The organism is Martinezella hainanensis (assembly GCF_900094555.1).
In the GTDB taxonomy this organism is placed as follows: domain Bacteria; phylum Pseudomonadota; class Alphaproteobacteria; order Rhizobiales; family Rhizobiaceae; genus Rhizobium; species Rhizobium hainanense.
In genome coordinates this window covers 422,933-447,767 of record NZ_FMAC01000005.1, presented here as the reverse complement: position 1 = coordinate 447,767, position 24,835 = coordinate 422,933, and the positions used below count along the sequence as shown (strand labels likewise).

The window sequence follows — 24,835 nt, the reverse complement described above, 5'->3', positions numbered from 1 at the left end:
GGTCGCACCATCCATACATCTTCCGAGGAGAACATCATGTCCAACGCGTCCGTCGAAAAATGGGGAGTCTTCGAAGCGGCCTTCAACGGTCCTTCCGGCGGCAACCCCTATCTCGATGTGGAGTTCGATGCCGTTTTCAGCCAGAACAGCCGCGAGATCCGCGTGCCCGGTTTCTATGACGGCGATGGCGTCTACCGCGTGCGCTTCATGCCGGACAATGAAGGTGATTGGTCCTTCCGCACACGGTCGAAGACATCGGAACTGGATGGCAAGACTGGCTCCTTCGTCGCGACCAAGCCGTCCGAGGGCAACCACGGCCCCGTACACGTCCGCAACAAGTTCCATTTCGCCTATGCCGACGGCAAGCCCTTCCTGTCGTTCGGCACCACCTGCTATGCCTGGACGCATCAGCCGCTCGAAATGCAGTCCCAGACGCTGGAGACGCTGAAAAAATCACGTTTCAACAAGATCCGCATGGGCGTTTTCCCGAAGGACTATCCTTATAACGTCAACGAGCCGCTTTACGCCTGCTTCGAAAAGGGCGCTGACGGCAAGGAAGATTTCGATCGTCCGAACCCCGTCCTCTTCCGTCATTTCGAGAGCCAGGTCGCAGCCCTTTGCGAGCTCGGCATCGAAGCGGATATTATCATGTTCCACCCTTATGACCGCTGGGGTTATGCCGACATGTCGGCCGAGCAGGATTTCCGCTACGTCGCCTATCTCGCAGCACGCCTTGCCGCCTATCGCAACGTCTGGTGGGCGCTTGCCAACGAGTATGACTTCCTCCTCGACACCAAGCCGCTGCAGCAATGGGACCGCTATTTCCACATTCTCGAAGAGAACGATCCCTACGGCCATCTGAAGTCGATCCATAACGGCGAACCGACGATGAACTTCGATCATCGCAAGCCCTGGGTCACCCATACCTGCATCCAGAACTGGGATGTAAAGCGCACGCAGGAATGGCGGGAGGCCTATGGCAAGCCTGTCGTCAACGACGAGCCGGAATATGAGGGCAACATCATCCAGTCCTGGGGCAACTTGACGGCTGAGGAGCTGGTGCATCGCTTCTGGATCACGGTTATGCGCGGTGGCTATGCCGGTCATGGCGAAACCTATTCGCATCCGGAAGATCTGATCTGGTGGGCGAAGGGCGGCGAACTGCGCGGCGAAGCCTGGAAGCGCATCGGCTTCCTGCGCGATCTGTTGGAGCAGGATGTCGTCAATGGCCTCGAACCGATGGCCTCGTTCGGGGAATGGCCATGGACGCGCGTTTCCGGCGCGCGTGACGGCGAGCTCCGTTACATTTATCTCGGCGAACATCAGCCCGTCATCTGGTCCACCGGCCTGCCGAAGGACGGGACCGACTATGACGTCGACGTCATCGACACATGGAATATGACGATCACGCCCGCCAAAAAGGTGGAAGCACCGATCCCGCATCCGACGCGCCATGGCGCGATCGTTCGCGGCGGCAAGGCAGATGCCGCCTTTGGCGTGGAACTGCCGGGCAAGCCATACCAGGCGCTCCGCATCCGCAAGAAGCATTGATCGATCCAGAAGGGAAGAATGTCATGTCCGGATTGACCATCAAGAACGTCAGGAAATCCTACGGCGCGGTAAACATCATCCATGGCGTCGATGTCGATATCTCTGACGGTGAGTTCGTCATTCTCGTTGGCCCCTCCGGCTGCGGCAAGTCCACGCTGCTGCGCATGATTGCGGGGCTTGAGGATATCACCGGCGGACAAATCTCGATCGGCGGCCGGGTCGTCAACGACCTGCCGCCGAAGGATCGCGACATCGCCATGGTCTTCCAGAACTATGCGCTCTATCCGCAGATGACTGTGGCGCAGAATATGGGCTTTGCGCTGCAGCTTGCCGGCGCGAAGCGTGCCGAAATCGACGAGAAGGTCGGCGAAGCCGCAAAGATACTGGGCCTGCAGCCGTTGCTGGATCGCAAACCCGCCCAGCTTTCCGGCGGGCAACGCCAACGCGTCGCAATGGGCCGCGCCATCGTGCGTGACCCCAAGGTCTTCCTGTTCGACGAACCGCTTTCCAATCTCGACGCAAAGCTGCGCGTGAAGATGCGTGCCGAAATCAAGGCGCTGCACCAGCGACTGAAGACGACGATCGTTTACGTGACCCACGATCAGATCGAGGCGATGACCATGGCTGACAAGATCGTCGTTCTACAGGGCGGTAAGGTTGAGCAGGTGGGCTCCCCGCTCGAGCTTTACGATCGTCCGAAAAATGTCTTTGTCGCCGGCTTCCTCGGCTCGCCGGCGATGAATTTTCTAGAAGGCAGGATCACCGGCGGCGCCTCGCCCGCTTTGGTGCTGCCGACCGGCACCGGCATCGAACTCGCCAGCGCTCCGGCTCAGTCGGATGGCCGGGAGGTTGTTCTGGGTATACGCCCGGAAGATCTTTCCTTCGGCTCCGAAGGCAGTGTGACCGCAACCGTTACGGTCGTCGAACCCACAGGCTCGGAAACGCATGTTGCGCTTGAGCTGGAGGGCAAGGAATTGACTTGGGTGATGAGAGAACGGGCAGAACTGACGCCTGGCCAGAAGATACAGCTCTCCCTGAAGACCCCGAACCTGCATTTCTTCGACAAGGCTAGCCAGCAACGGCTGTAGAGGATAGCCGAAGCGCGCTGGCTGGCCCGGATTACTCGGCAGCGCGCTTTTGAGTGCCGCTCATAACGGAAAATACCCGCTTGATGAACGCCTCGCCATCGAATTGACGTGCAGCGCCCTCGGCCACATGGTCCGGGCGATCGAAGATGAACGCTTCAAGATTGACGATCGGCAGGTTCAATCGTGTGCGCACGTCCCCGATCATCGCCGTATGCGTGACGACAAGCTTGCAGCCGTTCGGTTCGAACCATTCCCGAATGCCCGTCGCCGGTATGGCGGTCACCGACAATCCCTGCTCCATCAAAACCGAGCCGATGCGGGACGCAACTTGCTGGTTATCGAGACAGATCAGCACATCGGCCTGTGAGGGGGACGGTACATGGTTAGCCTGCATCAAGTGACCTCTCGTTCGAACACGAGCGGAATATACCGATTCGGGCGTGACAGGGTGTTATGAGTTGTTACATTTTGTTTCAGAACGATGACAACTCCGACGACCGCGTCGAAGCTAAGCATTCTATCAATTACTAGAGAATATCACCTCAAGATATTGATAAATATATTCATTATAAATCCTTACGAATCCGCCGAGGCGATGCTGATGGCTATCGCCCACTAGGCCAGCGCACGACGCCGGCGGCTATGTCTGAGATCGATGGCCGTGTGCCAGACGATGGTCGCGAAGATAATCGCTCCACCGATAAAAGTGGCAACCGGCGGCATCTCCGAGAAGAACAGCCAGACCCAGAACGGCGTCAAGACGATCTCCATCGAACTGATGAGGGCCGCATCGGCGGCCGGCATTTTTCTCGAACCGAAGAGGAAAAGGACGAAGGCGAGCGCAAAATTCGTCGCGCCGAAAGCCGCCAACAGCAGCCAGTTTTGAATGTCCACCGAGCTCGTCGATGCAAAGGGGACGAAGACGACGAATGTCAAAAGCCCGCTGACGACACTCGACGGCAGGATCGGGATACTGGGGTCCATGCGCGGGATGACGATGATGAGGGCGAAAGTGACCGTCATGCCGAGCGCCAGCAGATCGCCGACACCCGTACCGCCGCCGATCGAAGAGGCAACGATGACCGCAACGCCGATGAGGCAGATGCCGCCGGCAATCAAGGTCCGCTTCGCCACCCGTTCCTTCAGCATGGTCCAGCTGAGGAAGGCGGCGATGAACGGCGCCGTCGCATAGATCATGGTCACGTTTGCGACCGTGGTCGTATAAAGCGCGCCGATGAAGCACGCCTGGCTGATGGTCTGGCAGGCCAGCATCGCCAGCCCGGCAGGATGAAAGATCGATGCCCATTGCCGCCGTGAAAATCCGCCTTCGAGGAAAAAGCTTGGAATCAGCAGGAAGAGGCCGCCGAACAGCGACCGCCAGGCGATCGCCGTCCATATGTCCGTGGTCAGAAGGCGCGCGTAGATGCCGCTGCAGCTCCACGCAAGCATTGCTGTCGCCACAAGTATAACGCCCCTCTCATAGTCGCTGGCAAAAGCGGAGCGGGCGGGAAACTGGAATGTCATGTATGGACTCGAGGAACGAAGGAACGTCCCCTGTGTGCGCCGATATTTGACATCAGGCAAACGAATAGTAGAGATAGTAGCTATCAGAAATATTTGTGGCCTGCCATGCGCGAACCGATCGAAAGCGACCTGCTGCGGACCTTTCTCGTCATCACCGAGACATCCAATTTTTCCACGGCCGCTCAAAGGATCGGCCGCACCCAATCGGCCGTCAGCGCCCAGATCAAGCGGCTCGAGGACACGATCGGCGAAACGCTCTTCGAAAGAAGCGCCCGCGGGGCCGTCCTGACCCGCGCCGGCACTCAATTGCTTCCCTATGCACAGCGCGTGATCGAGCTTCTGAACGAGGCGGCCGCGAATATCCGCACGAAGCCGCTGGACGGACCGGTCCGGATCGGCATTCCCGAGGAATACAGCCAGACCATTCTTCCCGCCGCCTTGGCGGCCTTTGCCATCAGGCATCCGGCCGTCGAAGTCACTGTCTCCTGCGACTACACGGCGCATAATCTGGCAGCGCTGGAAAAAGATGAACTGGACCTGGCCGTCGTCTTCGACTGGAACAACCAAAGCAAAGGCGAAGTTCTCTGTATCGATCCAACGGTCTGGGTGACATCGTTGGTGCATCGTGTGCATGAGGCGACACCTCTGCCCATCGCCGTTTATCGGGATTCGACATGGTGCCGCGATTTTGCGCTGAAATCATTGGAGCAAATCGGGCGGCGTTATCGTATCGCCTTCATCGCCGATACGAGTTCGGGTTTGAAAAACGCCGTTTCCGCCGGGCTCGCCGTGACGACGCTGTCACGCAGCAACATTCCGCATGGCTGCCGGGAGCTAACAGGCGACGACGGTTTCCCGCCGGTCGATTCCTCACGCGTCGTGCTTCGCCGCAACCCCTATCATTCGAGCGAGGCGATCCGCGAATTGGCGGAAATGGTACGCGAGGCCTTCCAGCCTATGTCGGCTCTGCTGCAGCCATAGAGCGCCGACGCAGCCTGCGGCGCGTACCGGACGGGCTTTCGGAAAAGCTGGCACGATAGCTGCGGGAAAAGGCCGATGCCGAGTTGAAGCCGGTTGCGTCGGCAATCTCGGCAAAAGAGGCTTTCGTCTCGATGACCTTCCGTCGGGCCGCATTCAGCCTGAGCGCCAGATAGTGCACATGCGGCGGCGCGCCGATGCTCTCCTGAAAGAGTGCCTGGAGATGACGGGCACTGACGCCAATGCGACGGGCAAGACGCGTAAGCACCAGTGGCTGCTCGATATGATCCTCCATCAGGCGGATGGCCTGGGCCACGCGCGGATCGCGCATGCGCAGGCCGGCCGTCGATGGCGAAAGCTCCCCTGCGCTTTGCGTGCTTGCCGGCTCGTAGATGAACAGGCGGCTGACTTCGAGCGCCAGCGAATAGCCCTGCCGCCGCCGGATGATCTCCAGCATCAGATCGACCGTCGGCAACGATCCCGCTGTGGTAATCCGCTTGCCGTCGATGACGTAGCGGTCCTTAACGGCGCGGACCTGCGGATAGGCCAGCGCAAAATCGTCATAGTCTTCCCAATGGACGGCAGCAGAGACATTATCGAGCAGGCTCGCCTCGGCAAGCAGCCAGGTGCCGGACTCAATGCCGGCGACCATCGAGCGATGGCGGGCCGTTTGCGACAACTGCATCTTCAACGCCTGCGTCGCGCTGCGCCGCCAATTGTAGCTCGCCAGCACGAAAAGCGGCGTCGTGTCGGATGTCGGTCGGAAGCTGGAGGATGCTGGCACCGGGATGAGGCTCGTCGTTTCTGCTGGAGCACCATCCGGCGTGAAAAGGCGCCAGCGATAAAGCTCCGCTCCGGAAATGCGATTGGCCCCACGCAAGGGTTCAATCACCGAAGCGATCAAGATCAGGTTCGTCTCCGGAAGGATCAGGAGGTCGATGTCGAGCGTCTCATTGGCTGATGTCAGCATTGCGCATTCCCTCGATCATTCCGAAACTGTATCGAATAGTTCCGATAATGCAAAGCATGAAGATGTCTCATGGCTCGTAATGTCTTCAATACGAGGGAGAACAAAAATGCCTCTTGCGATGAATCGCGATGTCTTCATCACCTGTGCCGTCACCGGCGCCGGCGACACGGTTTCCAAATCCAGCCATGTTCCGATCACTCCCAAGCAGATCGCCGACTCCGCGATCGACGCCGCCAAGGCTGGGGCGGCAGTGGTTCACTGCCATGTCCGCGATCCGGAAACGGGCGCTGCCAGCCGCCGCAACGAACTTTACAGGGAAGTCACCGACCGCATTCGTTCTGCCGATATCGATGTCGTGCTGAACCTGACCGCCGGCATGGGCGGCGACCTGATTTTCGGCGATGTCGAGAGCCCTCTTCCGCTGAATGCCAAGGGCACCGATATGGCAGGCGCCACCGAGCGCGTCAGTCACGTTGCCGAGTGCCTACCCGAAATCTGCACGCTCGATTGCGGCACGATGAACTTCAATCTTGGCGACTACGTCATGACCAACACGCCCTCGATGCTCAGGGCCATGGCGAAGAAGATGACCGATCTCGGCGTTCGTCCCGAGATCGAGGCCTTCGATACCGGTCATCTCTGGTTTGCCAAGCAGCTTGCCGAGGAGGGCTTGATCGAGGATCCGGTCCTCATCCAGCTCTGCATGGGCATCCCCTGGGGGGCGCCCGATGACCTCAACACCTTTATGGCGATGGTCAACAACGTTCCCAAAAGCTGGACCTTCTCGGCCTTTTCCATCGGTCGCAATGCCATGGCCTATCCGGCGGCCGCGATCCTTGCCGGCGGCAATGTCCGCGTCGGGTTGGAAGACAATCTCTATGCCGGCAAGGGCATGCTCGCGACCAATGCGCAGCTTGTCGAAAAGGCGGTGCAGGTGGTCGAGGGCATGGGCGCGCGCATCATCGGCCCCGAAGATGTCCGCAAGAAGCTGAAACTGACGAAGCGCTGAGGCCCCGATGACCAAGATCAACAAGGCGGCCTGCATCGGCGGCGGCGTCATCGGCGGCGGATGGATCGCCCGTTTCCTGCTCGCGGGCATCGATGTCGATGTCTACGATCCGCATCCGGAGGCAACCCGCATCGTCGGCGAAGTTCTGGCCAATGCCGAAAAGGCCTATGCGATGCTGACCGGCGCACCGCTTCCGCCGCGCGGCAGGCTCACATTCAGGGATACGCTGGAAGCGGCAGTCGATGGTGCCGATTGGATCCAGGAGAGTGTACCCGAACGGCTCGATCTCAAGCGCAAGGTATTGACGCAGATCGATGCCGCCGCAAGGTCCGATGCGCTGATCGGCTCGTCCACGTCGGGCCTGTTGCCGACGGACCTGCAACGCGACATGCGTCACCCCGAGCGCCTCTTCGTCGCCCACCCCTATAATCCGGTCTATCTGCTGCCGCTCGTGGAAATCGTCGGCGGCGAAAAAACCAGCGCCGCCACCATCCAGGCTGCTATGAAAAGACTGCCGCCCATCGGCATGAAGGGCGTGCATATCGCCAAGGAAATCGAGGCTTTCGTCGGCGACCGCCTGCTGGAAGCGCTCTGGCGCGAGGCGCTGTGGCTAATCAAGGATGATATCTGCACCGTCGAGACGTTGGACGATGTCATCCGCTACTCCTTCGGCCTGCGCTGGGCGCAGATGGGCCTGTTCCAGACCTATCGCATCGCCGGTGGCGAAGCGGGCATGCGTCATTTCCTGGCGCAGTTCGGCCCGGCATTGCAGTGGAACTGGACGAAGCTGATGGATGTCGTCGATCTCGATGATGCCCTCGTCGAAAAGATCGGCCAGCAGTCAGACGAACAGGCCGACGGCCTTTCGATCCGCGAACTCGAACGCATCCGTGACGAAAATCTCGTCGGCATCCTTCAGAGCCTGAAAGGCAGCCATGGCGGCAAGGGCTGGGGCGCCGGCAAGCTGCTGAAGGAATTCGAGCAGCATCTTTGGGCCGGCGGCGGCGCGAAGCAGGCGCTGGACCTTACAAAACCACTGCGCCTGATCGACACCAAGGTCAGCCCGGCCTGGGTCGACTATAACGGCCATATGACCGAACACCGCTATCTGCAGGTCTTCGGCGACACGTCGGATGCGCTGCTGCGCCTGATCGGCGTCGATCTCGCCTATGTCGAGCGCGGCCACAGTTACTATACGGTGGAGACCCATATCCGCCATATCGGCGAAGCCAGGCTCGGCCAAGCCATCCATTCGACTTGCCAGATCGTGGGGGCTGACGAAAAGCGGCTGCATGTCTTCCATGCGCTGCACGACAGTGCGAGCGGCGACATCATCGCCACGGCGGAACAGATGCTGCTGCATGTGGATGCCAAGGCTGGCAAGGCCGCTGCCGCACCGGAGGAGGTGCTCAGCAAATTGGAGCCGATTGCCGCCGCGCACGCAGCCTTGGCCATGCCGGAGGGAGCCGGCCGTCATGTGGGACAAAAACGCTAGGAGGAAGCGATCGTGAATTTCGGACTCAGCGAAGAACAGGAGATGATCGTCAGGACGGTCAGGGACTTCGTCGAGACGGAGATCTATCCGCACGAAAACGAGGTCGAACGCACCGGCCTTGTACCGCCCGATCTTGGGCAGGATATCAAGCGCAAATGTATCGAGCTCGGCTTCTATGCCTGCAATTTCCCGGAGGAAATCGGCGGTGCCGGGCTTGATCACCTCACCTTTACCCTGGTCGAGCGCGAGCTCGGCCGCGGTTCCCTTGGGCTCACCGTCTTCTTCGGCCGTCCATCCGGTATCCTGATGGCCTGCGAGGGCGAGCAACGCGAGCGCTATCTCCTCCCGGCGGTGCGTGGCGAGAAAATCGACGCTCTCGCCATCACCGAACCCGATGCCGGCTCCGATATGCGCGGCATGAAATGCGCGGCACGGCAGGATGGCGACGATTTCGTGCTCAACGGCACGAAACACTTCATCTCGCATGCCGATGTCGCCGATTTCGTCATCGTCTTCGCCGCGACCGGCGAGGAGGACACGCATCGGGGCGTCAAGAAGAAGATCACCGCCTTCCTGGTCGACCGCGGCACGCCGGGCTTCGACATCCTCAAGGGCTATGACTCGGTTTCGCATCGCGGCTACCACAACTCCATCCTGAGCTTCACCGACTGCCGCCTGCCGAAATCGCAAGTGCTGGGAGAGGTGCATCGCGGCTTCGATCTTGCCAATCAATGGCTCTACGGAACGCGCCTGACAGTTGCCGCCACCTGTGTCGGCCGGGCGCGCCGCGTCTTCGATCTGGCCCTGCCCTACGCCGCGGAACGCAAGCAATTCGGCAAGCCGATCGGCGCCAACCAAGGCGTGTCGTTCAAGCTTGCCGACATGATCACCGAGATCGACGCCGCCGATCTGCTCACGCTGTCGGCCGCATGGAAGCTCGACGCCGGCATCCCGGCCAACCGCGAGATCGCCTCGGCCAAGCTCTACGCCTCGGAAATGCTCGCCCGCGTTACCGACGAGGCAATCCAGATCTTCGGCGGCATGGGATTGATGGACGACCTGCCTCTTGCCCGCTTCTGGCGTGACGCACGCGTCGAACGCATCTGGGACGGCACGTCGGAAATCCAGCGGCACATCATCAGCCGCGACCTGCTTCGGCCGTTCGGAGCATGAGCCCATGACGCAGCGCTCGCTCGACCGCCTGATCAGACCCAGAACCATCGCCGTCTTCGGAGGCAGAGAGGCACGGCGCGTCATCGAGCAATGCGACCTCATGGGATTTTCTGGCGAAATCTGGCCGGTACATCCGACACAAGAGAGTGTGCTCGGCCGGCGCTGCTATCGCTCGGTTACCGAATTACCGGATGCGCCGGATGCTGCCTTCGTTGGCGTCAACCGGACGCTGACTATCGACATCGTCAGGGATCTCGCGGCCAAAGGCGCGGGTGGTGCCGTCTGCTATGCCTCGGGCTTCAGCGAAGCGGTGGCGGAACTGGCCGATGGCGGGGATTTGCAGCAGGCGCTTGTCGAGGCAGCCGGCGCCATGCCGATCGTCGGGCCGAACTGCTACGGCATGATCAACGGCCTGGACGGCGCCCTGCTCTGGCCGGATCAGCATGGTATCGTCAGAACCGAGCGCGGCGTTGCGATCCTTACCCAATCCTCCAATATCGCCATCAATCTCAGCATGCAGAGGCGCGGCCTGCCGATCAGCTATCTGATGACGGCAGGTAACCAGGCACAAACCAGCCTGTCAGACCTTGCCCAGGCCGTCCTTGAAGACCCACGCGTCACGGCCGTCGGCCTGCACATCGAAGGCTTCGGCGATATCCGGGCGCTGGAGGCGCTCGCAACACGCGCCCAAGAGCTGAAGAAGCCCGTTATCGCGCTGAAGATCGGCAAATCCGAACAGGCACAGCGCGCCACCGTCTCGCACACGGCCTCGCTCGCCGGCAGCGACGCGGTGGCCGGCGCCGTCCTCGACCGCCTCGGCATCGGCCGCGTCGCGACGTTGCCGGAACTGATCGAAACGCTGAAACTCCTGCATGTCGCGGGTCCGCTCGACAGCAATGCGATCTCCTCGATGAGCTGTTCGGGCGGCGAGGCATCGCTGATGGCCGATGCCGCCGTCGGCCGAAATGTCGAATTCCGCGCGCTGAAACCCGAACAACTACCCGCCCTGCGCGCCAGCCTCGGCCAGATGGTGACGCTCTCCAATCCGCTCGACTACCACACCTTCGTCTGGGGCGATCTTGCCCGGCAGACGGAGGCTTTCAGCGCCATGTTCGCCGGCGGCTATGCCATCAATCTGCTTGTGCTCGATTTCCCCCGCGAAGATCGCTGCAACGGCGCGGACTGGATGATCACCGTCTCTGCCGTTGCCGCAGCGGCCAGGCAGACTGGTGCCCGTGCGGGCATTCTGGCGACGCTGCCTGAAAACATGCCCGAGGCGATCGCTGGGCAATTGATCGAAGCCGGCATCGTGCCCCTTTGCGGCATCAGCGAGGCGCTGGCCGCGGCAGAGATTGCAGCTGGTATCACAAACGCCTGGAAGAAGCCGCAGCCGCTCCCGCTGCTCAGCGCACGCACCGAGGCGGGTGACGTCGAGACCTTGAGCGAGGCCGAAGCCAAGGCCGAGCTTGCGGCATCGGGCCTTGCGGTCCCGCTGGGCATGACCGCCAGAACGGCAAGCGAGGCGGCCGACCGCGCGGAGCAACTCGGCTTCCCCGTTGCGCTCAAGGCGCTTGGCGTCGAGCACAAATCCGAAGTCGGCGCCGTCAAGCTCAACCTATGGGATAGGAATGCTGTCAAGGATGCGGCCGAGGACATGGCCATGGTCGCTCATGGCTTCCTCGTCGAACGGATGGTCGACCGTCCCATCGCGGAGCTCATCATTGGCGCCGTCCGCGATCCGGTCGTCGGCTTGACCCTGACGATCGGTGCCGGCGGAATCCTCGTGGAATTGCTCGAAGATTCCGTCGTTTTGCCACTTCCGGCGACGAAAGCCGAGGTCTTGGAGCGGATTTCGCGGCTGAAGGTCCGCAAATTGATCGAAGGCTATCGAGGCAGTTCAGCAAGCAGTCTCGAAATCGTTGCCGACGCCGTCCTATCAGCGGCAGAATATGTCGTAAAGAATGCCGCAAAGCTTGAAGAACTGGACATTAATCCATTGATGGTCCTACCAGAATCTCGCGGCGCCGTTGCCGCGGATGCTCTCATCCGGCGAAGGAGGTAGCAGAAGTTGCAAGACCCCATTCGAACCCGATGCGAAGACGGCATCCTCGAGGTCATTATCGACCGGCCGAAGGCCAATGCCATCGATCTGGCAACGAGCCGCAAGATGGGACTGATTTTCCGCGACTTCCGCGACAATCCGGATCTGCGGGTCGCCATCGTCACGGGTGCCGGCGAGAAATTCTTTTCCGCCGGCTGGGATTTGAAGGCTGCAGCGAATGGCGACGCAGTCGACGGCGATTATGGCGTCGGCGGTTTCGGCGGGCTACAGGAGCTGCGAGATCTCAACAAGCCCGTCATCTGCGCCGTCAACGGTATCTGTTGCGGCGGCGGGCTGGAGATCGCGCTGTCGACCGATCTCATCATCGCCGCCCCGCACGCCACCTTCGCTTTGCCCGAGATCCGCTCGGGCACCGTCGCCGATGCCGCATCGATCAAACTGCCAAAGCGCATCCCCTATCACGTAGCCATGGACATGCTGCTCACCGGCCGCTGGCTGAATGTCGAGGAAGCCCATCGCTGGGGCTTCGTCAACGAGATCGTCATGGCCGACAAGCTGATGGACAGGGCCTGGGAACTGGCCCGCCTGCTCACAAGCGGGCCGCCGCTCGTCTACGCGGCAATCAAGGAAATCGTTCGTGAAGCGGAGGGCTCGACGTTTCAGACTGCCATGAACAAGATCACCAAACGGCAGTTTGCGACCGTCGACGTCCTTTATTCGAGCGAAGATCAATTGGAAGGCGCACGGGCTTTTGCGGAGAAGCGAGCCCCGATCTGGAAAGGAAGATAGAGGCGGCAGCAACCGCTAAATTTCCCACATGCTCGCGGGCGACAGGCTTCAGGCGGAAGAGGAACCGAGACCTGAAGTGGCTTGTTCGGGAGCTTTGTCAACACGGCAAGAAGAAGGAACAGGGGAATGAACGATTACACGAAATATCTGGCAAGCCGCGTCACCGCGGGCGGGCTTAGCCGCCGCGAATTCATGGGACGCGCCATGGCAGCGGGCGTGACTTTAACGCTCGCCGACAAACTCTTCACCGAAAGTGCAATGGCGGCCGAACCGAAGCGCGGTGGTCATCTGAAGCTTGGCCTGGAAGGCGGTGCCGCGACCGATTCCAAGGACCCGGCCAAATTCCTGTCGCAGGTCATGTTCTGCATCGGCCGCTGCTGGGGCGACATGCTGGTGGAATCTCATCCGCTAACTGGTGCCGCCGTTCCGTCGCTCGCAGAATCCTGGGAGCCGTCGAAGGATGCCGCCACTTGGACTTTCAAGATCCGCAAGGGCGTGAAGTTCCACAACGGCAAGGATCTGACGATTGACGATGTTGTCGCCACGCTCAAGCGCCATACGGATGCGAAGTCGGAATCCGGCGCCCTCGGCGTCATGAAGTCGATCAAGGAGATCAAGGCCGATGGCGACAATCTCGTCCTGACGCTGACCGAAGGCAACGCCGACATGCCGTTGCTGCTGACTGACTATCACCTCGTCATCCAGCCGAACGGCGGCTATGACGATCCCCTCGCCTCGATCGGCACCGGTCCCTACAAGCAGGTCAGCTTCGAGCCGGGCGTGCGCGCCACCTTCGAACGTAACAAGGACGACTGGCGCACCGATCGCGGCTTCGTCGATTCGGTCGAGATCATTTGCATGAACGACGCGACGGCGCGTATCGCCGCTCTGTCGTCGGGTCAGGTCCACTACATCAACCGCGTCGACCCGAAAACCGTCGATCTTCTGAAGCGCGCGCCGACCGTCGAAATCCTGTCTACAGCCGGCCGCGGTCACTATGTCTTCATCATGCATTGCGACAAGGCGCCCTTCGACAACAACGACCTGCGCCTGGCACTGAAATACGCCATGGACCGCGAGACGATGGTCAAGAAGATCCTCGGCGGCTACGGCAAGGTCGGCAACGATTTCCCGATCAACAGCACCTATGCTCTCTTCCCCGAAGGGATCGAGCAGCGTACCTACGATCCCGACAAGGCTGCCTTCCACTACAAGAAGTCCGGCCACAGCGGCTCGGTCCTCTTGCGCACGTCGGAAGTCGCATTCCCCGGCGCTGTCGATGCGGCCGTTCTCTATCAGGAAAGCTGCAAGAAGGCGGGAATCAACATCGAGGTCAAGCGCGAGCCGGGCGATGGCTACTGGACGAACGTCTGGAACGTCCAGCCCTTTTCCACCTCGTACTGGGGCGGTCGCCCGACGCAGGACCAGATGTATTCCACCGCCTATCTCTCGACGGCGGACTGGAACGACACGCGCTTCAAGCGCCCGGACTTCGACAAGCTTCTGCTTCAGGCCCGCTCCGAACTGGACGAAGCCAAGCGCAAGGAGCTTTACCGCGCCATGGCGATGATGGTGCGCGACGAAGGCGGCGTCATCCTGCCGATGTTCAACGATTTCGTGAACGCCTCCACCAAGCAGGTGAAGGGCTATGTCCACGATATCGGCAACGACATGTCAAACGGCTACGTCGCGACCCGCGTCTGGCTTGACGCCTGATGCCCGAAGCCGGGCGAAAACGCCCTCATCTCTGACACAGCCGGGACCGCGAAAGGCTTTCGCGGTCCTCCCGACGTTTCAAGCAATTCCCGGAAAAAGCGCAGCTGTTTTCCGTTCGGAATTGCGTAAAACAACAAGATTGAGCGGCTCAACGATTCCCTGAAACTGGAACCGCTCTAAGTGCGAGGCATCGGCCATGTCCAATCCGCCCCCCGGCACAGTTCTGCCCGGGCTGAGGTTCAAGCAGCGTTTTCCGCTGCTGTCCCTCATTATCGAGCGTTGCGTGCTCAGTATCATCCTGCTGTTTGCGGTCTCCGTTTTGATCTTCGGCGGCCTCGAAGCCTTGCCCGGCGATTTTGCAACCACCTATCTCGGCCAGTCGGCCACGCCGCAGGCGGTCGCCAATATCCGCGAGGAACTCGGCCTCAACCGGCCTGTTGTCACTCGCTATGTCGAATGGCTCGGCAACGCCGTCAAGGGCGATTTCGGCACCTCCTGGGCCAGCAAGAACTCCGTCAGCGAGCAGATCGGCAAGCGGCTCGGCAATTCGCTGTTTCTGGCCGGCTTTGCTGCCTTGATCTCGGTGCCGCTGGCCGTCTGTCTGGGTATGTTGGCCGTCCATTTCAGGAACCGCATGCCGGACAAGATCATCAACGTCATTTCGCTCGCGGCGATCTCGCTGCCGGAATTCTTCATCGGCTATCTCCTCATCATGTTCTTTTCCGTCAAGTTCGGCATCGCGACATTTCCGGCGACGGTGTTTGACGGCATGGGCTTCGTCGACCGGCTGAAGGCGATCGCGCTTCCGACCGCGACCCTGGTGCTGGTCGTGCTTGCGCATATGATGCGCATGACCCGCGCGGCCATTCTGTCCGTCATGTCCTCGGCCTACATGGAAACCGCCGAGCTGAAAGGCCTTTCTGCCTTCCGCGCCATCGTCAAACACGCCGCACCCAATGCGCTGGCGCCGATCATCAACGTCATCGCGCTGAACCTTGCCTATCTGATCGTCGGCGTTGTGGTCGTCGAAGTCGTCTTCGTCTATCCTGGCATGGGCCAGTATATGGTCGATGCCGTGACGGTGCGCGACATGCCTGTCGTCCAGGCCTGCGGGCTGATCTTCGCCGCCGTCTACATCTTCCTCAACATGACGGCCGATATCCTCGCCATCGTCGCCAACCCACGTCTGAGGCATCCGCGATGAGATTGAGAGACATCCCCATCACCGCCTGGATCGGCATCATCGGTATCCTGATCGCCTTCATCTGCGCCATCTTCGCTCCCTGGATCGCCCCTTACGGCGAGACGGAAGTCGTCGGCAATGTCTGGCAGCCCGCCGATGCGCAATATTTCTTCGGTCTCGACAATCTCGGTCGCGATATCCTGTCGCGGTTGATCTACGGCACCCGTACGACACTGTTCGTCGCGCTGACGGCGACGATCATCTCTTTCTCGCTCGGCATCATCCTGAGCTTCACCGCTGCCGTCTCGCGCGGACTGATCGACACGGTCTTCTCGCGCTTCAACGACCTGATGATGTCGATCCCGACGCTTATCTTTGCGCTCGTCGTGCTTGCGGTCCTGCCGCAGAATCTGATCGTGCTGATCCTCGTCATGGCCATCCTCGATTCCACTCGCGTCTATCGCCTCGGCCGCGCCGTGGCGCTCGACGTCGCGGTCATGGAATTCGTCGAGGCGGCCAAGCTTCGTGGCGAAGGCAAGATCTGGATCATCTTCCGCGAGATCCTGCCGAATACGCTGTCGCCGCTGCTGGCGGAATTCGGGCTTCGCTTCGCCTTCTCGATCCTGTTCCTCTCGACACTGTCCTTCCTCGGCCTCGGCATCCAGCCGCCGGCGGCCGACTGGGGCGGCATGGTCAAGGACAACAAGGACGGTATCATCTTCGGCATCTCAGCCGCCCTCGTGCCGGGTTCCGCCATCGCGGCGCTCGCGATCTGTGTCAATCTGGTGGTCGACTGGCTCTTAAGGCGCACCTCCAGCCTCAAGGGAGGGCGTGGCGATGCCTGAGCTTCTTTCCGTTCGCGATCTCAAGATCGAGGCGACCAGCTATCCGCCCGGCGAGCCGCCGAAACGCGTCACCATCGTCGACGGCGTTTCCTTCGATCTGCAAAAGGGCAAGGTGCTCGGGCTGATCGGCGAGTCCGGCGCCGGCAAATCGACTATCGGCCTTTCCGCGCTCGCCTATGGACGCGGCGGCGCCGAGATTACCGGCGGCCAGGTGTTGCTCGACGGCACGGACATCCTGCCGCTCGGCAAGTCCGGCATCCGCCGGATTCGCGGCGCGCGGGTCTGCTACGTCGCGCAATCCGCCGCGGCCGCCTTCAATCCCGCGCATCGCCTGGGAGATCAGGTGATCGAGGCGACAGTGAAACACGGCCTGATGACGAAAGAGGAGGCCAGAAAGCGGGCGCTCTATCTTTTCAGCGTGCTTGGCCTGCCCAGCCCGGAAACATTCGGCGAGCGCTACCCGCATCAGGTCTCCGGCGGCCAGCTGCAGCGCGCCATGACCGCCATGGCGCTCTGCTCAAACCCGGAACTGATCGTCTTCGATGAACCGACGACCGCGCTTGATGTCACCACGCAAATCGATGTTCTTGCGGCGATCAAGCACGCCATCGAGGCGACCCATACGGCGGCACTTTACATCACCCATGACCTTGCCGTCGTCGCCCAGATCTCCGATGACATCATGGTGCTGAGGCACGGCAAGACGGTGGAATATGGCAGTGTCCAGCAGATCATCGAGGAGCCTAGGCAAGACTATACCCGCGCCCTGGTCAATGTCCGCCAGGAGGCGCGAGCCGAAGCTGCGGATCAATCGAGCGCACTTTTGAAAATCGAGAATATCAGTGCACAATACTCCAATGGTTTCAGGGTATTGCATGATGTTTCTCTACATGTTCCTAAAGGCCAAACATTGGCCGTAGTCGGCGAATCCGGTTCCGGCAAATCGACGCTCGCCCGCGTGATTACCGGCCTGTTGCCGCCGAGCGACGGGCGGATCTCCTTCGACGGCAAGCCGCTGACGCCGCCCTTGAAAAACCGCTCGCGGGAGGAACTGCGGCGCATCCAGCTGATCTACCAGATGGCCGATACTGCGATGAACCCACGCCAGACCGTGCGCGATATCATCGGTCGCCCGCTGACCTTCTATGATGGCCTGCATGGCGCGGCGAAGACGGCGCGCGTCAAGGAATTGCTCGACCAGATCGAGATGGGCAACGGCTTCATCGACCGCTATCCGGCCGAGCTTTCCGGCGGCCAGAAGCAGCGCGTGGCCATCGCCCGTGCGCTTGCGGCCAAGCCGGAACTCATCCTCTGCGACGAGCCGACCTCGGCGCTCGATCCGCTGGTCGCCGAAGGCATTCTGAAGCTGCTCTTGAAGCTGCAGAAAGAGGCGCGTCTCTCCTATGTTTTCATCACCCACGATATCGCCATCGTGCGCGCGATCGCCGACAGCGTCGCCGTGATGCACCGCGGCAAGCTCGTTCGCTTCGGTCCGAAGTCGCAGGCTCTTTCGCCACCGTTCGACGACTATACCGACCTGCTATTGAAATCCGTGCCCGAAATGGAGATCGGCTGGCTGGAGCGCGTGCTGACGACGCGGAAAATGGAAAGCGCCGGAAATTGAAGCTTCGGCGCTTTCAATCTAACCGCTCAATACCGATCCGCTTTCATGCCAATCGAGAGCTCAGCGCATAAGGCGGGCGCTGAGTTCGCGGGCGAGCGTGGCTGCGTTGCGTCCTACAATCATGCTCTGATGGTTGCCGGCGACATCAACCCAGTCCGCATGAACGAGCAAGCGCCCCCATATGGTCTTGGGATCGCAGTCGACCGGAGAGCCTTGCAGGCTGCGATAGAAAGTCAGCTCCCCGTCGTAACGGCTCGGTTTGTAAAGGCCCTTCATCCGCAGGAGTTGTCTGGCAGCCGCATCATAAAGCGGCGGATAATCGCCCATCCATTGGGGCGCCAGTTCCGGATAGTAGGCCGTATGCGGGTCGGCGTAGCGGAAAGAAAGGGGCTTCAGTTTTTTTGCGAGAAGTTCCCGTCGCTCGATAGTTGGTCTGCTGGCCTGAATCGGTGCTTGCCGAGGCGGTTGAGAAGCGACTTTCTTTAGATTCTTCTTTCTGGTTCGGGCTCGTCTCCAGCGTTGCCACATGAATCTGCCCCAGGTCATCAGCGGCCACTCCTGCTCGCCAAAGGGGGTGTCGAGCATTCCGAGGAACGCAACCTTTTGCCCCTGCGCCCCCAAGGCGCGAGCAAGCTCCAAGGCAAAGACACCGCCGAAAGAATAACCGAGCAATCGATAAGGCTCTCCGATCCCGGCTGCTTGCAACGCTTTCAGTGTGCTTTGAACCTCGTCTTCCACGGTTGCCGGCTGTTGACGATCGCGGTTGAATGCTGTCAGCGCAACGCCGAGGATGGGTCCTGGAAAGCTGATCTCGCTGATGAGCTGCTGCATTTCCAGAAAGCAGCTTGCGCCTCCGGCAAATAGCAGCAAAGGCGCCGCACCTTCCCCGCCTCGGAGCTCTATGATTTTCGGCGAGACCGAAAGGTCTTCGTGATTGGAAATCGCAAAGCCAAGCGCTTCAAGGGTGCGGTGACGATAGAAGACATTGACATCCATCTCTTCTCCCGTTTCGTTCCACCAGCGCTTTATGAAATTCAAGACACGGTTGACCGAAACAGCATCGGGAATGTCTGCGTCGCGATCCAAATTGATTTTCGCTTCCTGACGAAACAGATCATCAAAGGAGGCATGCAGGCCGGAATCTACATCCGTTCTCGTCGAGAAAAGCATCTAGGCATCCCCAAAATGTCGAAGTATGCGTCACTAAACGATATGATGACTGTTATTCTTATAAAGCGGTCCTTAATATATTCCGTAGAAGCACAACTTTTTCTTGTGTTCGAGATTTTTCACTGTCGAGCAACCTGCAAGGGCTGAAAAGGAACCCTTCGGCAATCGGAGTCGTCAATACTCGGCTGGCACCGCATATACTTCGGCTGAAGGATCCGTGAGGAACGAGCGGACCGTGGGCGGCAGTTGCCGCGATGACAACGGCAAGGGTCCGCAACGCGAGAGAAGTTCGCGCAGATCGGGCTCAGCGCCGACGTGGCGCCAGATCATCCGCGACGCATAGGGCAGGTTTTCCTTTCGCCAGGAGACCCCCATGGTCGTTCCGCGCAGATAGACGCGCTGATGCTCGTCGAACGGCAACAGGATCGTCTGCGACAGCATGGAGTTGGGGCCGACGACGCGCTCCGTAATGAAGATCCGGTTCCTGTAGAACGCCGCCAAGCCTACATATTTCGAGAATTGCTGGATACCGTTTCCAGGGTCGCGCAGGCGTTCCATTGACTTGACGTGCACCAGTCCAGCCTGCTCGACAAGACGACTGCACGAGCAAACGACCATTCCGGGCCAGGACGGCGAGCGATGATAGGTCTGGAAGTAACCGACATGACGCCTGAGCGCGGTCAGATTTCCGGGAAACGCCTTGAGGAGTTCGGAGCTTTCGTTGAGACCCAGAGCCGGCTTGCGAAGGCGCTCGCGAAAGAGCTTGGGCGCAATGAGGAAATCGGCGGCATCGAGATCGAAATATTTGGCGATGCGCGCCATGTTATGGGCAGACGGCCTCGTCTGGCCATTGATATATCGGTTGAACTGCTGCCGGTTGATATCAATTGCACGGCATAGCTGCGAAATCGAACGCTGTGTTGCACAGGCGATCTTGAGGTTCTCGACCAGGTAAGGCATCGGCAGCTCCGTCTTGGAAAGACTAGCGTAAACTCGCTTAAAGATGCGTCAAGTCGCGAAATTGCGTCGGCCCGCTCGGCCTCTACGTTTCCACCTACAAAAATGGAAACGAGGGAACTGTCATGACGCATGAAAAGGATCAATCTTCGCAGCTGAAAATCGGCCGCCGCCACTTCCTGGGCGGCGCCGTCGCGCTCGGCACTTTGCCGGCCCTCGCATCCGGCCTCCTGATGCCGCGCGATGCCCGGGCGCAGGAAGCGAAGCGCGGTGGTCATTTGAAGCTGGGCCTGAAGGGCGGCGCCACCAGTGATGCGCTCGACCCGGCAACCTATAGCGCATCCGTCTTGTTCGTCATTGGCCGCCTCTGGGGCGATACGCTGGTCGAATCGGATCCCAAGACCGGCGCTCCCTTGCCGTCGCTGGCATCCTCCTGGACGCCATCGGCGGACGCCTCCGTCTGGACCTTCAAGATCCGCAATGACGTGCAGTTTCACGACGGCAGCAAGATGACCGTCGCCGATATCGTCGCGACGCTGAAGCGGCACGCGGACAAGAATTCACAGTCGGGCGCCCTTGGGCTCATGGCCTCAATTACGGGCATTGAAGAAAAGGCGGGTGATCTTGTTCTGACGCTAAGCGAAGGCAATGCGGACCTGCCTCTGCTTTTGACCGACTACCACCTGATCATCCAGCCGAGGGGCGGCGTCGACAAGCCTGCGGCAGCTGTCGGTACAGGCCCTTACATTCTGAAGAGCTTTGAACCCGGCGTTCGTGCAACTTTCGAGAAGAACTCCAAGGATTGGCGCTCTGATCGCGGTTTTGTCGACAGCGTGGAAATCCTTGTCATCAACGACAACACCGCCCGCATTGCAGCGCTTGCCTCCGGCCAGGTGCATTTCGTCAACAATGTCGACCCGAAGACCGTTCCGATGCTGCAGCGGGCACCGACCGTCGATATCGTCCGGAACGCCGGCAAGGGCTTCTACTGCTTCCTGATGCATTGCGACACCGCGCCCTTCGACAACGCCGATCTTCGGCTCGCGCTGAAATATGCCATCGACCGCCAGTCGATCCTCGATAAGGTGCTTGGCGGCTACGGCACGATTGGCAACGACTATCCGGTCAATTCCAACTACGCCCTCGCCCCGACCGATATCGAGCAGCGGCCGTATGATCCGGACAAAGCCGCCTTCCACTTCAAGAAATCGGGTCTCGATCGCCCTGTTCAGTTGCTCACCTCCGATGCAGCCTTTCCTGGCGCCGTGGATGCGGCGATCCTGTTCCAGCAAAGCGCGCGCAAAGCCGGAATCACGATCGACGTGAAGCGCGAACCGGAGGACGGCTACTGGACCAATGTCTGGAACAAGCAGCCCTTCTGCGCCTCATTCTGGGGCGGCAGGCCGACACAGGATTCGCGCTATTCCACCTCCTACCTGTCGACCGCGGAATGGAACGACACCCGTTTCAAGCGCCCTGACTTCGACAAACTGGTGCTGCAGGCAAGATCCGAACTCGACGAAACCAAGCGCAAGGTGCTTTATCGACAGCTGGCTCTGATGGTGCGAGACGATGGCGGCCTGATCCTGCCCGTCTTCAACGATTACATCATGGCCTCTTCGAAGACGCTGAAGGGATATGTCGACGACATCGGCAACGATTTGTCCAACGGCTACATCGGCAGCCGCGTATGGTTTAATGCATAAATCTCATCGGGATATATGATCATGGCTGAGCGCAGCTTCACTACCATCGAAAATCAGTGGATCACCCTCAGGGACGGTACACGGCTTGCCGCGCGCATCTGGATGCCGGATGGCGCGGAGAGCGATCCCGTGCCGGCGGTCTTCGAGTTTCTGCCCTATCGCAAGCGCGACGGGACGAGTCCGCGCGATGAATCGACCTATCCGGTCTTTGCCGCAGCCGGCATCGCCGGTGTCCGTGTCGATATCCGTGGCTCCGGTGAGTCCAGCGGCATCATCGATGGCGAGTATACCGAACTCGAGCTTGCCAATGCCTGCGAGCTGATTGCCTGGATTGCAGCACAGCCCTGGTCGAACGGTTCTGTCGGCATGATGGGTATATCCTGGGGCGGTTTCAACTGCCTTCAGGTCGCGGCCCTGAAACCACCGGCGCTGAAAGCGGTCATCTCGATCGCCTCCACGGTCGATCGCTACAATGACGACATCCACTACAAGAACGGCTGCCACCTCTCCGCCCAGCTCTCCTGGGCGGCGACCATGCTCGGCTATCAATCGCGTTCTCCCGATCCGGCCATCGTCGGCGACGACTGGCGGGACATGTGGCTGGAGCGGCTCGAGCAAGAACCCTTCTTCATGGAGGAATGGCTCAAGCATCAGCGTCGCGACGATTTCTGGCGGCATGGGTCCATCTGCGAGGATTTCGCTGGCTTCGATATTCCCGCCATCGTCATCGCCGGCTGGGCGGATGGCTATCGCAACACGCCGCTGCTGGCGGTCGAAGGGCTTGGGGATAAGGCAAAGGCACTGATCGGCCCGTGGGTTCACAAGTACCCGCACTTCGCCTGGCCGAAGCCGCGCGCCGATTTTCACGGCGAAGCTATCGCCTGGTGGAACCACTGGCTGCGCGGCGAGCGCAACGGCGCGGAGGCCATGCCATCCGTGCGCGCCTATATTCTCGATGCCGCCAAGCCGGCAAAACGCCGCGATTTCGATCCAGGTTTCTGGATCGCCAAACACGAATGGCGCCAGCCAGAGATGCAATGCTTCTATGTCGAGCAGTTCGGCACGCTGATGGAAGGTATGCCGATCCCGCATGCGCCGGAACACCCCGTCTACTTGCGCTCACCGCTCGACACGGGCACGGCCTCGGGCGAATGGTTCACCCTGAAGCCGGATGCTGAAATGGCGATCGATCAGCGCGTCGACGACGCCGGGTCACTGACCTTCCAGACCGCACCGCTGGTCGAGGATCATGATTATCTAGGCCGTCCGGTCGTCACCTTGACACTGCGGTGCGACGCCGAAACCGTCAATCTCTGCGCAAGGCTCGTCGATATCCATCCGGATGGCACCGCAACGCGCGTTTCCTTCGGCGTGCTCAATCTCGCTCATCGCGACGGCAATGCCACACCGGAGCCCCTTATTAAGGGTCAGCAGGTTAGAGTGACCATGACGCTCGATGCCTGCGGCTATCGTTTCCGCAAGGGGCACCGCATCCGTCTGTCGTTGTCGACGGCCTATTGGCCGATGGTCCTGCCGCCTCCGGAAGACCCTGGTCTGACGATCGATATCGCCTCCATCGGCCTTGGCCTGCCGCAGCTCGGCGCGCACGAGCTCATCGAGGTCAAGCAGCCCGACAATCCCGATCCGCTGCCGAAATATATCGAACACGCGCCGGGCTTGACGAAACGGCAGGTGGTGCGCGATCTCTCAGCCGGCGTCACCCGCTACGAGATCCATGAGGACACCGGCCTCTCCGAGCATCCCGGCACCGGTCTTTCGACGCGGCAATCGCGCGAGGAGAGCTGGTCGATCGCGCCGGATGACCCGCTGTCGATGACGGGTATCTCAACATGGACGTGCGACATGCAGCGTCCCGGCTGGTTCGTCCGCACGGTGGCGACATCGTCCATATCCTGTACGGCAAAGGATTGGGTCGTCAGCGCCTCGGTCGTTGCCTATGAGGGAGAGACCGAGATCTTCCGGAAGATATTCGAGGAGAGGCGTATCGCCCGCGACCTGATGTAGGTCAGCGAGAACCGGCAAACCGGCTTGCCGCCGCGCATATGGCGGCGAAGCCGGCGCGCGCGCCCTCGCTCATATGCCGTGCCCGCAGCCACGCATGTACCATCTGAGGTTCCTCGCGGAACCACACCTCGACGCCGGCCTGCGCCAGGCGCGCCGCATAATTGCGGCCGTCATCGCGCAGCGGATCATAGTGCGCCACGGTGATGAAGGCGGGCGGAAGGCCAGCCACCGATGACAAGGCAAGCGGACCGGAGACCGGATCGCCTTCGGGCGCCTGCAGGATAGTGCGGTAATAGGCGACATCGGCCGTCGTCAGGCCCGGCGCCTCGGCCATTTCCTCATAGGAGCCGGAGACGAGATCGCCGCCGAGCGCCGGATAGATCAAAATCTGGCCGACGATTCCCGAAAGCCCCTCAGCTTTCGCCCGCACCGCCAATCCCGCCGCGAGATTACCGCCGGCACTGTCGCCGATCAGCACGACCGATTTCTTCTCGGCGCGCAGCTGTGTGAGCACGCTGAAACAGTCATCCGTCTGTGCCGGCCAGCGATATTCCGGCGCCAATCGGTAGTCGACCGAGATCAGTTCAGCACCGGCATGATCGGCAATTTCGGCGCAGATCGCGTGATGGCTCTCAAGCGAGCCCACGACAAAGCCGCCGCCGTGGAGATAGAGCAGGTTCGTTGTCGTACGGATATTGGCGGGCTTGTAATGCCTGACGCGAATCGTTCCGGATACGATGCCATCGGTGGTCCGCATACCCTCGAGCAAGGGGCGATCGAAACGGGCGCACAAGGCATCATACCATTGACGCTGCTGCGCAATGGAGGCCGTTACCGCATCCGGCGGATAGAAGGAATCGCAGATCTCCATGAACTGCAAAATGCCGGCTTCGCTCGGCATGGGACGCTCAGCAGACGCCATCGGATATCCTCGATTCGTGCCAATCAGCCGAGGATAGCGCGGCGATGC

The 24,835-nt window shown here is 60.5% G+C and carries 20 protein-coding genes; 14 read left to right on the top strand and 6 right to left on the bottom strand.

Annotation, left to right across the window (positions count from 1 at the left end; genetic code table 11):
* Nucleotides 1–36: 36 nt before the first annotated feature.
* On the top strand, nucleotides 37–1,551 hold the full coding sequence (locus tag GA0061100_RS18650) for a DUF5060 domain-containing protein (RefSeq protein WP_075854199.1): 1,515 nt from the start codon (nucleotides 37–39) through the stop codon (nucleotides 1,549–1,551).
* 23 nt (nucleotides 1,552–1,574) lie between these two features.
* The gene (locus GA0061100_RS18645; protein WP_075854198.1) at nucleotides 1,575–2,639 is read left to right on the top strand and encodes an ABC transporter ATP-binding protein; all 1,065 of its coding nucleotides are present in this window, start codon (nucleotides 1,575–1,577) and stop codon (nucleotides 2,637–2,639) included.
* Nucleotides 2,640–2,670: 31 nt separating this feature from the next.
* Here GA0061100_RS18645 and GA0061100_RS18640 read toward each other — a convergent pair whose 3' ends face one another.
* A complete protein-coding gene (locus tag GA0061100_RS18640) occupies nucleotides 2,671–3,033 on the bottom strand; it encodes a hypothetical protein (protein ID WP_075854197.1) in 363 nt (120 codons plus the stop codon).
* A gap of 221 nt (nucleotides 3,034–3,254) precedes the next feature.
* Nucleotides 3,255–4,163: a DMT family transporter gene (locus GA0061100_RS18635; RefSeq protein WP_075854196.1), complete on the bottom strand. Its 909-nt coding sequence runs from the start codon at nucleotides 4,161–4,163 to the stop codon at nucleotides 3,255–3,257.
* Nucleotides 4,164–4,268: 105 nt separating this feature from the next.
* Here GA0061100_RS18635 and GA0061100_RS18630 point away from each other — a divergent pair, with 105 nt between their 5' ends.
* The gene (locus tag GA0061100_RS18630; RefSeq protein WP_075854195.1) at nucleotides 4,269–5,144 is read left to right on the top strand and encodes a LysR substrate-binding domain-containing protein; all 876 of its coding nucleotides are present in this window, start codon (nucleotides 4,269–4,271) and stop codon (nucleotides 5,142–5,144) included.
* Here the strand turns inward: GA0061100_RS18630 and GA0061100_RS18625 are convergent.
* Entirely contained in the window at nucleotides 5,119–6,111 is a 993-nt protein-coding gene (locus GA0061100_RS18625; RefSeq protein ID WP_075854194.1) for a GlxA family transcriptional regulator, read from the bottom strand. The two genes, GA0061100_RS18630 and GA0061100_RS18625, sit on opposite strands and share 26 nt — an antisense overlap.
* 106 nt (nucleotides 6,112–6,217) lie before the next feature.
* On the opposite strand from GA0061100_RS18625, the gene bcoG reads away from it, so the two are divergent.
* The 9 genes from bcoG to GA0061100_RS18580 all read left to right on the top strand — a co-directional run bounded on the left by bcoG (nucleotide 6,218) and on the right by GA0061100_RS18580 (nucleotide 18,007).
* Complete coding sequence (gene bcoG, locus GA0061100_RS18620; protein WP_015342966.1) at nucleotides 6,218–7,120, top strand: 3-dehydrocarnitine:acetyl-CoA trimethylamine transferase BcoG; 903 nt, start codon at nucleotides 6,218–6,220, stop codon at nucleotides 7,118–7,120.
* Nucleotides 7,121–7,127: 7 nt separating this feature from the next.
* A complete protein-coding gene (locus GA0061100_RS18615) occupies nucleotides 7,128–8,615 on the top strand; it encodes a carnitine 3-dehydrogenase (RefSeq protein ID WP_075854193.1) in 1,488 nt (495 codons plus the stop codon).
* Between the two features lie 12 nt (nucleotides 8,616–8,627).
* A complete protein-coding gene (locus GA0061100_RS18610) occupies nucleotides 8,628–9,788 on the top strand; it encodes an acyl-CoA dehydrogenase family protein (RefSeq protein WP_075854192.1) in 1,161 nt (386 codons plus the stop codon).
* A gap of 4 nt (nucleotides 9,789–9,792) precedes the next feature.
* Nucleotides 9,793–11,850, top strand: a complete 2,058-nt coding sequence (locus GA0061100_RS18605) for an acetate--CoA ligase family protein (RefSeq protein ID WP_075854191.1) — start codon at nucleotides 9,793–9,795, stop codon at nucleotides 11,848–11,850.
* A 6-nt stretch (nucleotides 11,851–11,856) separates the two neighbouring features.
* Nucleotides 11,857–12,639: a carnitinyl-CoA dehydratase gene (locus tag GA0061100_RS18600; protein WP_075854190.1), complete on the top strand. Its 783-nt coding sequence runs from the start codon at nucleotides 11,857–11,859 to the stop codon at nucleotides 12,637–12,639.
* A 126-nt stretch (nucleotides 12,640–12,765) separates the two neighbouring features.
* Complete coding sequence (locus GA0061100_RS18595) at nucleotides 12,766–14,355, top strand: ABC transporter substrate-binding protein (RefSeq protein ID WP_075854189.1); 1,590 nt, start codon at nucleotides 12,766–12,768, stop codon at nucleotides 14,353–14,355.
* 196 nt (nucleotides 14,356–14,551) lie between these two features.
* Nucleotides 14,552–15,559 (top strand): ABC transporter permease, encoded by a 1,008-nt coding sequence (locus tag GA0061100_RS18590; RefSeq protein WP_075854188.1) that lies wholly within the window; start codon nucleotides 14,552–14,554, stop codon nucleotides 15,557–15,559.
* Nucleotides 15,556–16,383: an ABC transporter permease gene (locus tag GA0061100_RS18585; RefSeq protein ID WP_075854187.1), complete on the top strand. Its 828-nt coding sequence runs from the start codon at nucleotides 15,556–15,558 to the stop codon at nucleotides 16,381–16,383. Before GA0061100_RS18590 ends, GA0061100_RS18585 begins: the two co-directional genes overlap by 4 nt.
* On the top strand, nucleotides 16,376–18,007 hold the full coding sequence (locus GA0061100_RS18580) for an ABC transporter ATP-binding protein (RefSeq protein WP_075854186.1): 1,632 nt from the start codon (nucleotides 16,376–16,378) through the stop codon (nucleotides 18,005–18,007). Before GA0061100_RS18585 ends, GA0061100_RS18580 begins: the two co-directional genes overlap by 8 nt.
* A gap of 60 nt (nucleotides 18,008–18,067) precedes the next feature.
* On the opposite strand, the gene GA0061100_RS18575 is transcribed toward GA0061100_RS18580, so the two are convergent.
* Nucleotides 18,068–19,177, bottom strand: coding sequence for a thioesterase domain-containing protein (locus tag GA0061100_RS18575; protein ID WP_075854185.1), 1,110 nt, complete (start codon nucleotides 19,175–19,177; stop codon nucleotides 18,068–18,070).
* A 174-nt stretch (nucleotides 19,178–19,351) separates the two neighbouring features.
* Nucleotides 19,352–20,137 (bottom strand): helix-turn-helix domain-containing protein, encoded by a 786-nt coding sequence (locus GA0061100_RS18570; RefSeq protein WP_075854184.1) that lies wholly within the window; start codon nucleotides 20,135–20,137, stop codon nucleotides 19,352–19,354.
* A 122-nt stretch (nucleotides 20,138–20,259) separates the two neighbouring features.
* Between GA0061100_RS18570 and GA0061100_RS18565 the strand changes: the two genes are divergently transcribed.
* A complete protein-coding gene (locus tag GA0061100_RS18565) occupies nucleotides 20,260–21,840 on the top strand; it encodes an ABC transporter substrate-binding protein (protein ID WP_075854183.1) in 1,581 nt (526 codons plus the stop codon).
* 21 nt (nucleotides 21,841–21,861) lie between these two features.
* Nucleotides 21,862–23,865 (top strand): CocE/NonD family hydrolase, encoded by a 2,004-nt coding sequence (locus tag GA0061100_RS18560; RefSeq protein WP_075854328.1) that lies wholly within the window; start codon nucleotides 21,862–21,864, stop codon nucleotides 23,863–23,865.
* Between the two features lies 1 nt (nucleotide 23,866).
* On the opposite strand, the gene GA0061100_RS18555 is transcribed toward GA0061100_RS18560, so the two are convergent.
* Nucleotides 23,867–24,787 (bottom strand): alpha/beta hydrolase, encoded by a 921-nt coding sequence (locus GA0061100_RS18555; protein WP_075854182.1) that lies wholly within the window; start codon nucleotides 24,785–24,787, stop codon nucleotides 23,867–23,869.
* Nucleotides 24,788–24,835: the final 48 nt, after the last annotated feature.

What these genes read in the sequence shown, in the direction of transcription:
- GA0061100_RS18650 (WP_075854199.1), top strand. Translation starts at nt 37, where the DNA reads ATGTCCAACGCGTCCGTCGAAAAATGGGGAGTCTTCGAAGCGGCCTTC.
- GA0061100_RS18645 (WP_075854198.1), top strand. Translation starts at nt 1,575, where the DNA reads ATGTCCGGATTGACCATCAAGAACGTCAGGAAATCCTACGGCGCGGTA.
- GA0061100_RS18640 (WP_075854197.1), bottom strand. Translation starts at nt 3,033, where the DNA reads ATGCAGGCTAACCATGTACCGTCCCCCTCACAGGCCGATGTGCTGATC.
- GA0061100_RS18635 (WP_075854196.1), bottom strand. Translation starts at nt 4,163, where the DNA reads ATGACATTCCAGTTTCCCGCCCGCTCCGCTTTTGCCAGCGACTATGAG.
- GA0061100_RS18630 (WP_075854195.1), top strand. Translation starts at nt 4,269, where the DNA reads ATGCGCGAACCGATCGAAAGCGACCTGCTGCGGACCTTTCTCGTCATC.
- GA0061100_RS18625 (WP_075854194.1), bottom strand. Translation starts at nt 6,111, where the DNA reads ATGCTGACATCAGCCAATGAGACGCTCGACATCGACCTCCTGATCCTT.
- bcoG (WP_015342966.1), top strand. Translation starts at nt 6,218, where the DNA reads ATGCCTCTTGCGATGAATCGCGATGTCTTCATCACCTGTGCCGTCACC.
- GA0061100_RS18615 (WP_075854193.1), top strand. Translation starts at nt 7,128, where the DNA reads ATGACCAAGATCAACAAGGCGGCCTGCATCGGCGGCGGCGTCATCGGC.
- GA0061100_RS18605 (WP_075854191.1), top strand. Translation starts at nt 9,793, where the DNA reads ATGACGCAGCGCTCGCTCGACCGCCTGATCAGACCCAGAACCATCGCC.
- GA0061100_RS18595 (WP_075854189.1), top strand. Translation starts at nt 12,766, where the DNA reads ATGAACGATTACACGAAATATCTGGCAAGCCGCGTCACCGCGGGCGGG.
- GA0061100_RS18590 (WP_075854188.1), top strand. Translation starts at nt 14,552, where the DNA reads ATGTCCAATCCGCCCCCCGGCACAGTTCTGCCCGGGCTGAGGTTCAAG.
- GA0061100_RS18585 (WP_075854187.1), top strand. Translation starts at nt 15,556, where the DNA reads ATGAGATTGAGAGACATCCCCATCACCGCCTGGATCGGCATCATCGGT.
- GA0061100_RS18580 (WP_075854186.1), top strand. Translation starts at nt 16,376, where the DNA reads ATGCCTGAGCTTCTTTCCGTTCGCGATCTCAAGATCGAGGCGACCAGC.
- GA0061100_RS18575 (WP_075854185.1), bottom strand. Translation starts at nt 19,177, where the DNA reads ATGCTTTTCTCGACGAGAACGGATGTAGATTCCGGCCTGCATGCCTCC.
- GA0061100_RS18570 (WP_075854184.1), bottom strand. Translation starts at nt 20,137, where the DNA reads ATGCCTTACCTGGTCGAGAACCTCAAGATCGCCTGTGCAACACAGCGT.
- GA0061100_RS18565 (WP_075854183.1), top strand. Translation starts at nt 20,260, where the DNA reads ATGACGCATGAAAAGGATCAATCTTCGCAGCTGAAAATCGGCCGCCGC.
- GA0061100_RS18560 (WP_075854328.1), top strand. Translation starts at nt 21,862, where the DNA reads ATGGCTGAGCGCAGCTTCACTACCATCGAAAATCAGTGGATCACCCTC.
- GA0061100_RS18555 (WP_075854182.1), bottom strand. Translation starts at nt 24,787, where the DNA reads ATGGCGTCTGCTGAGCGTCCCATGCCGAGCGAAGCCGGCATTTTGCAG.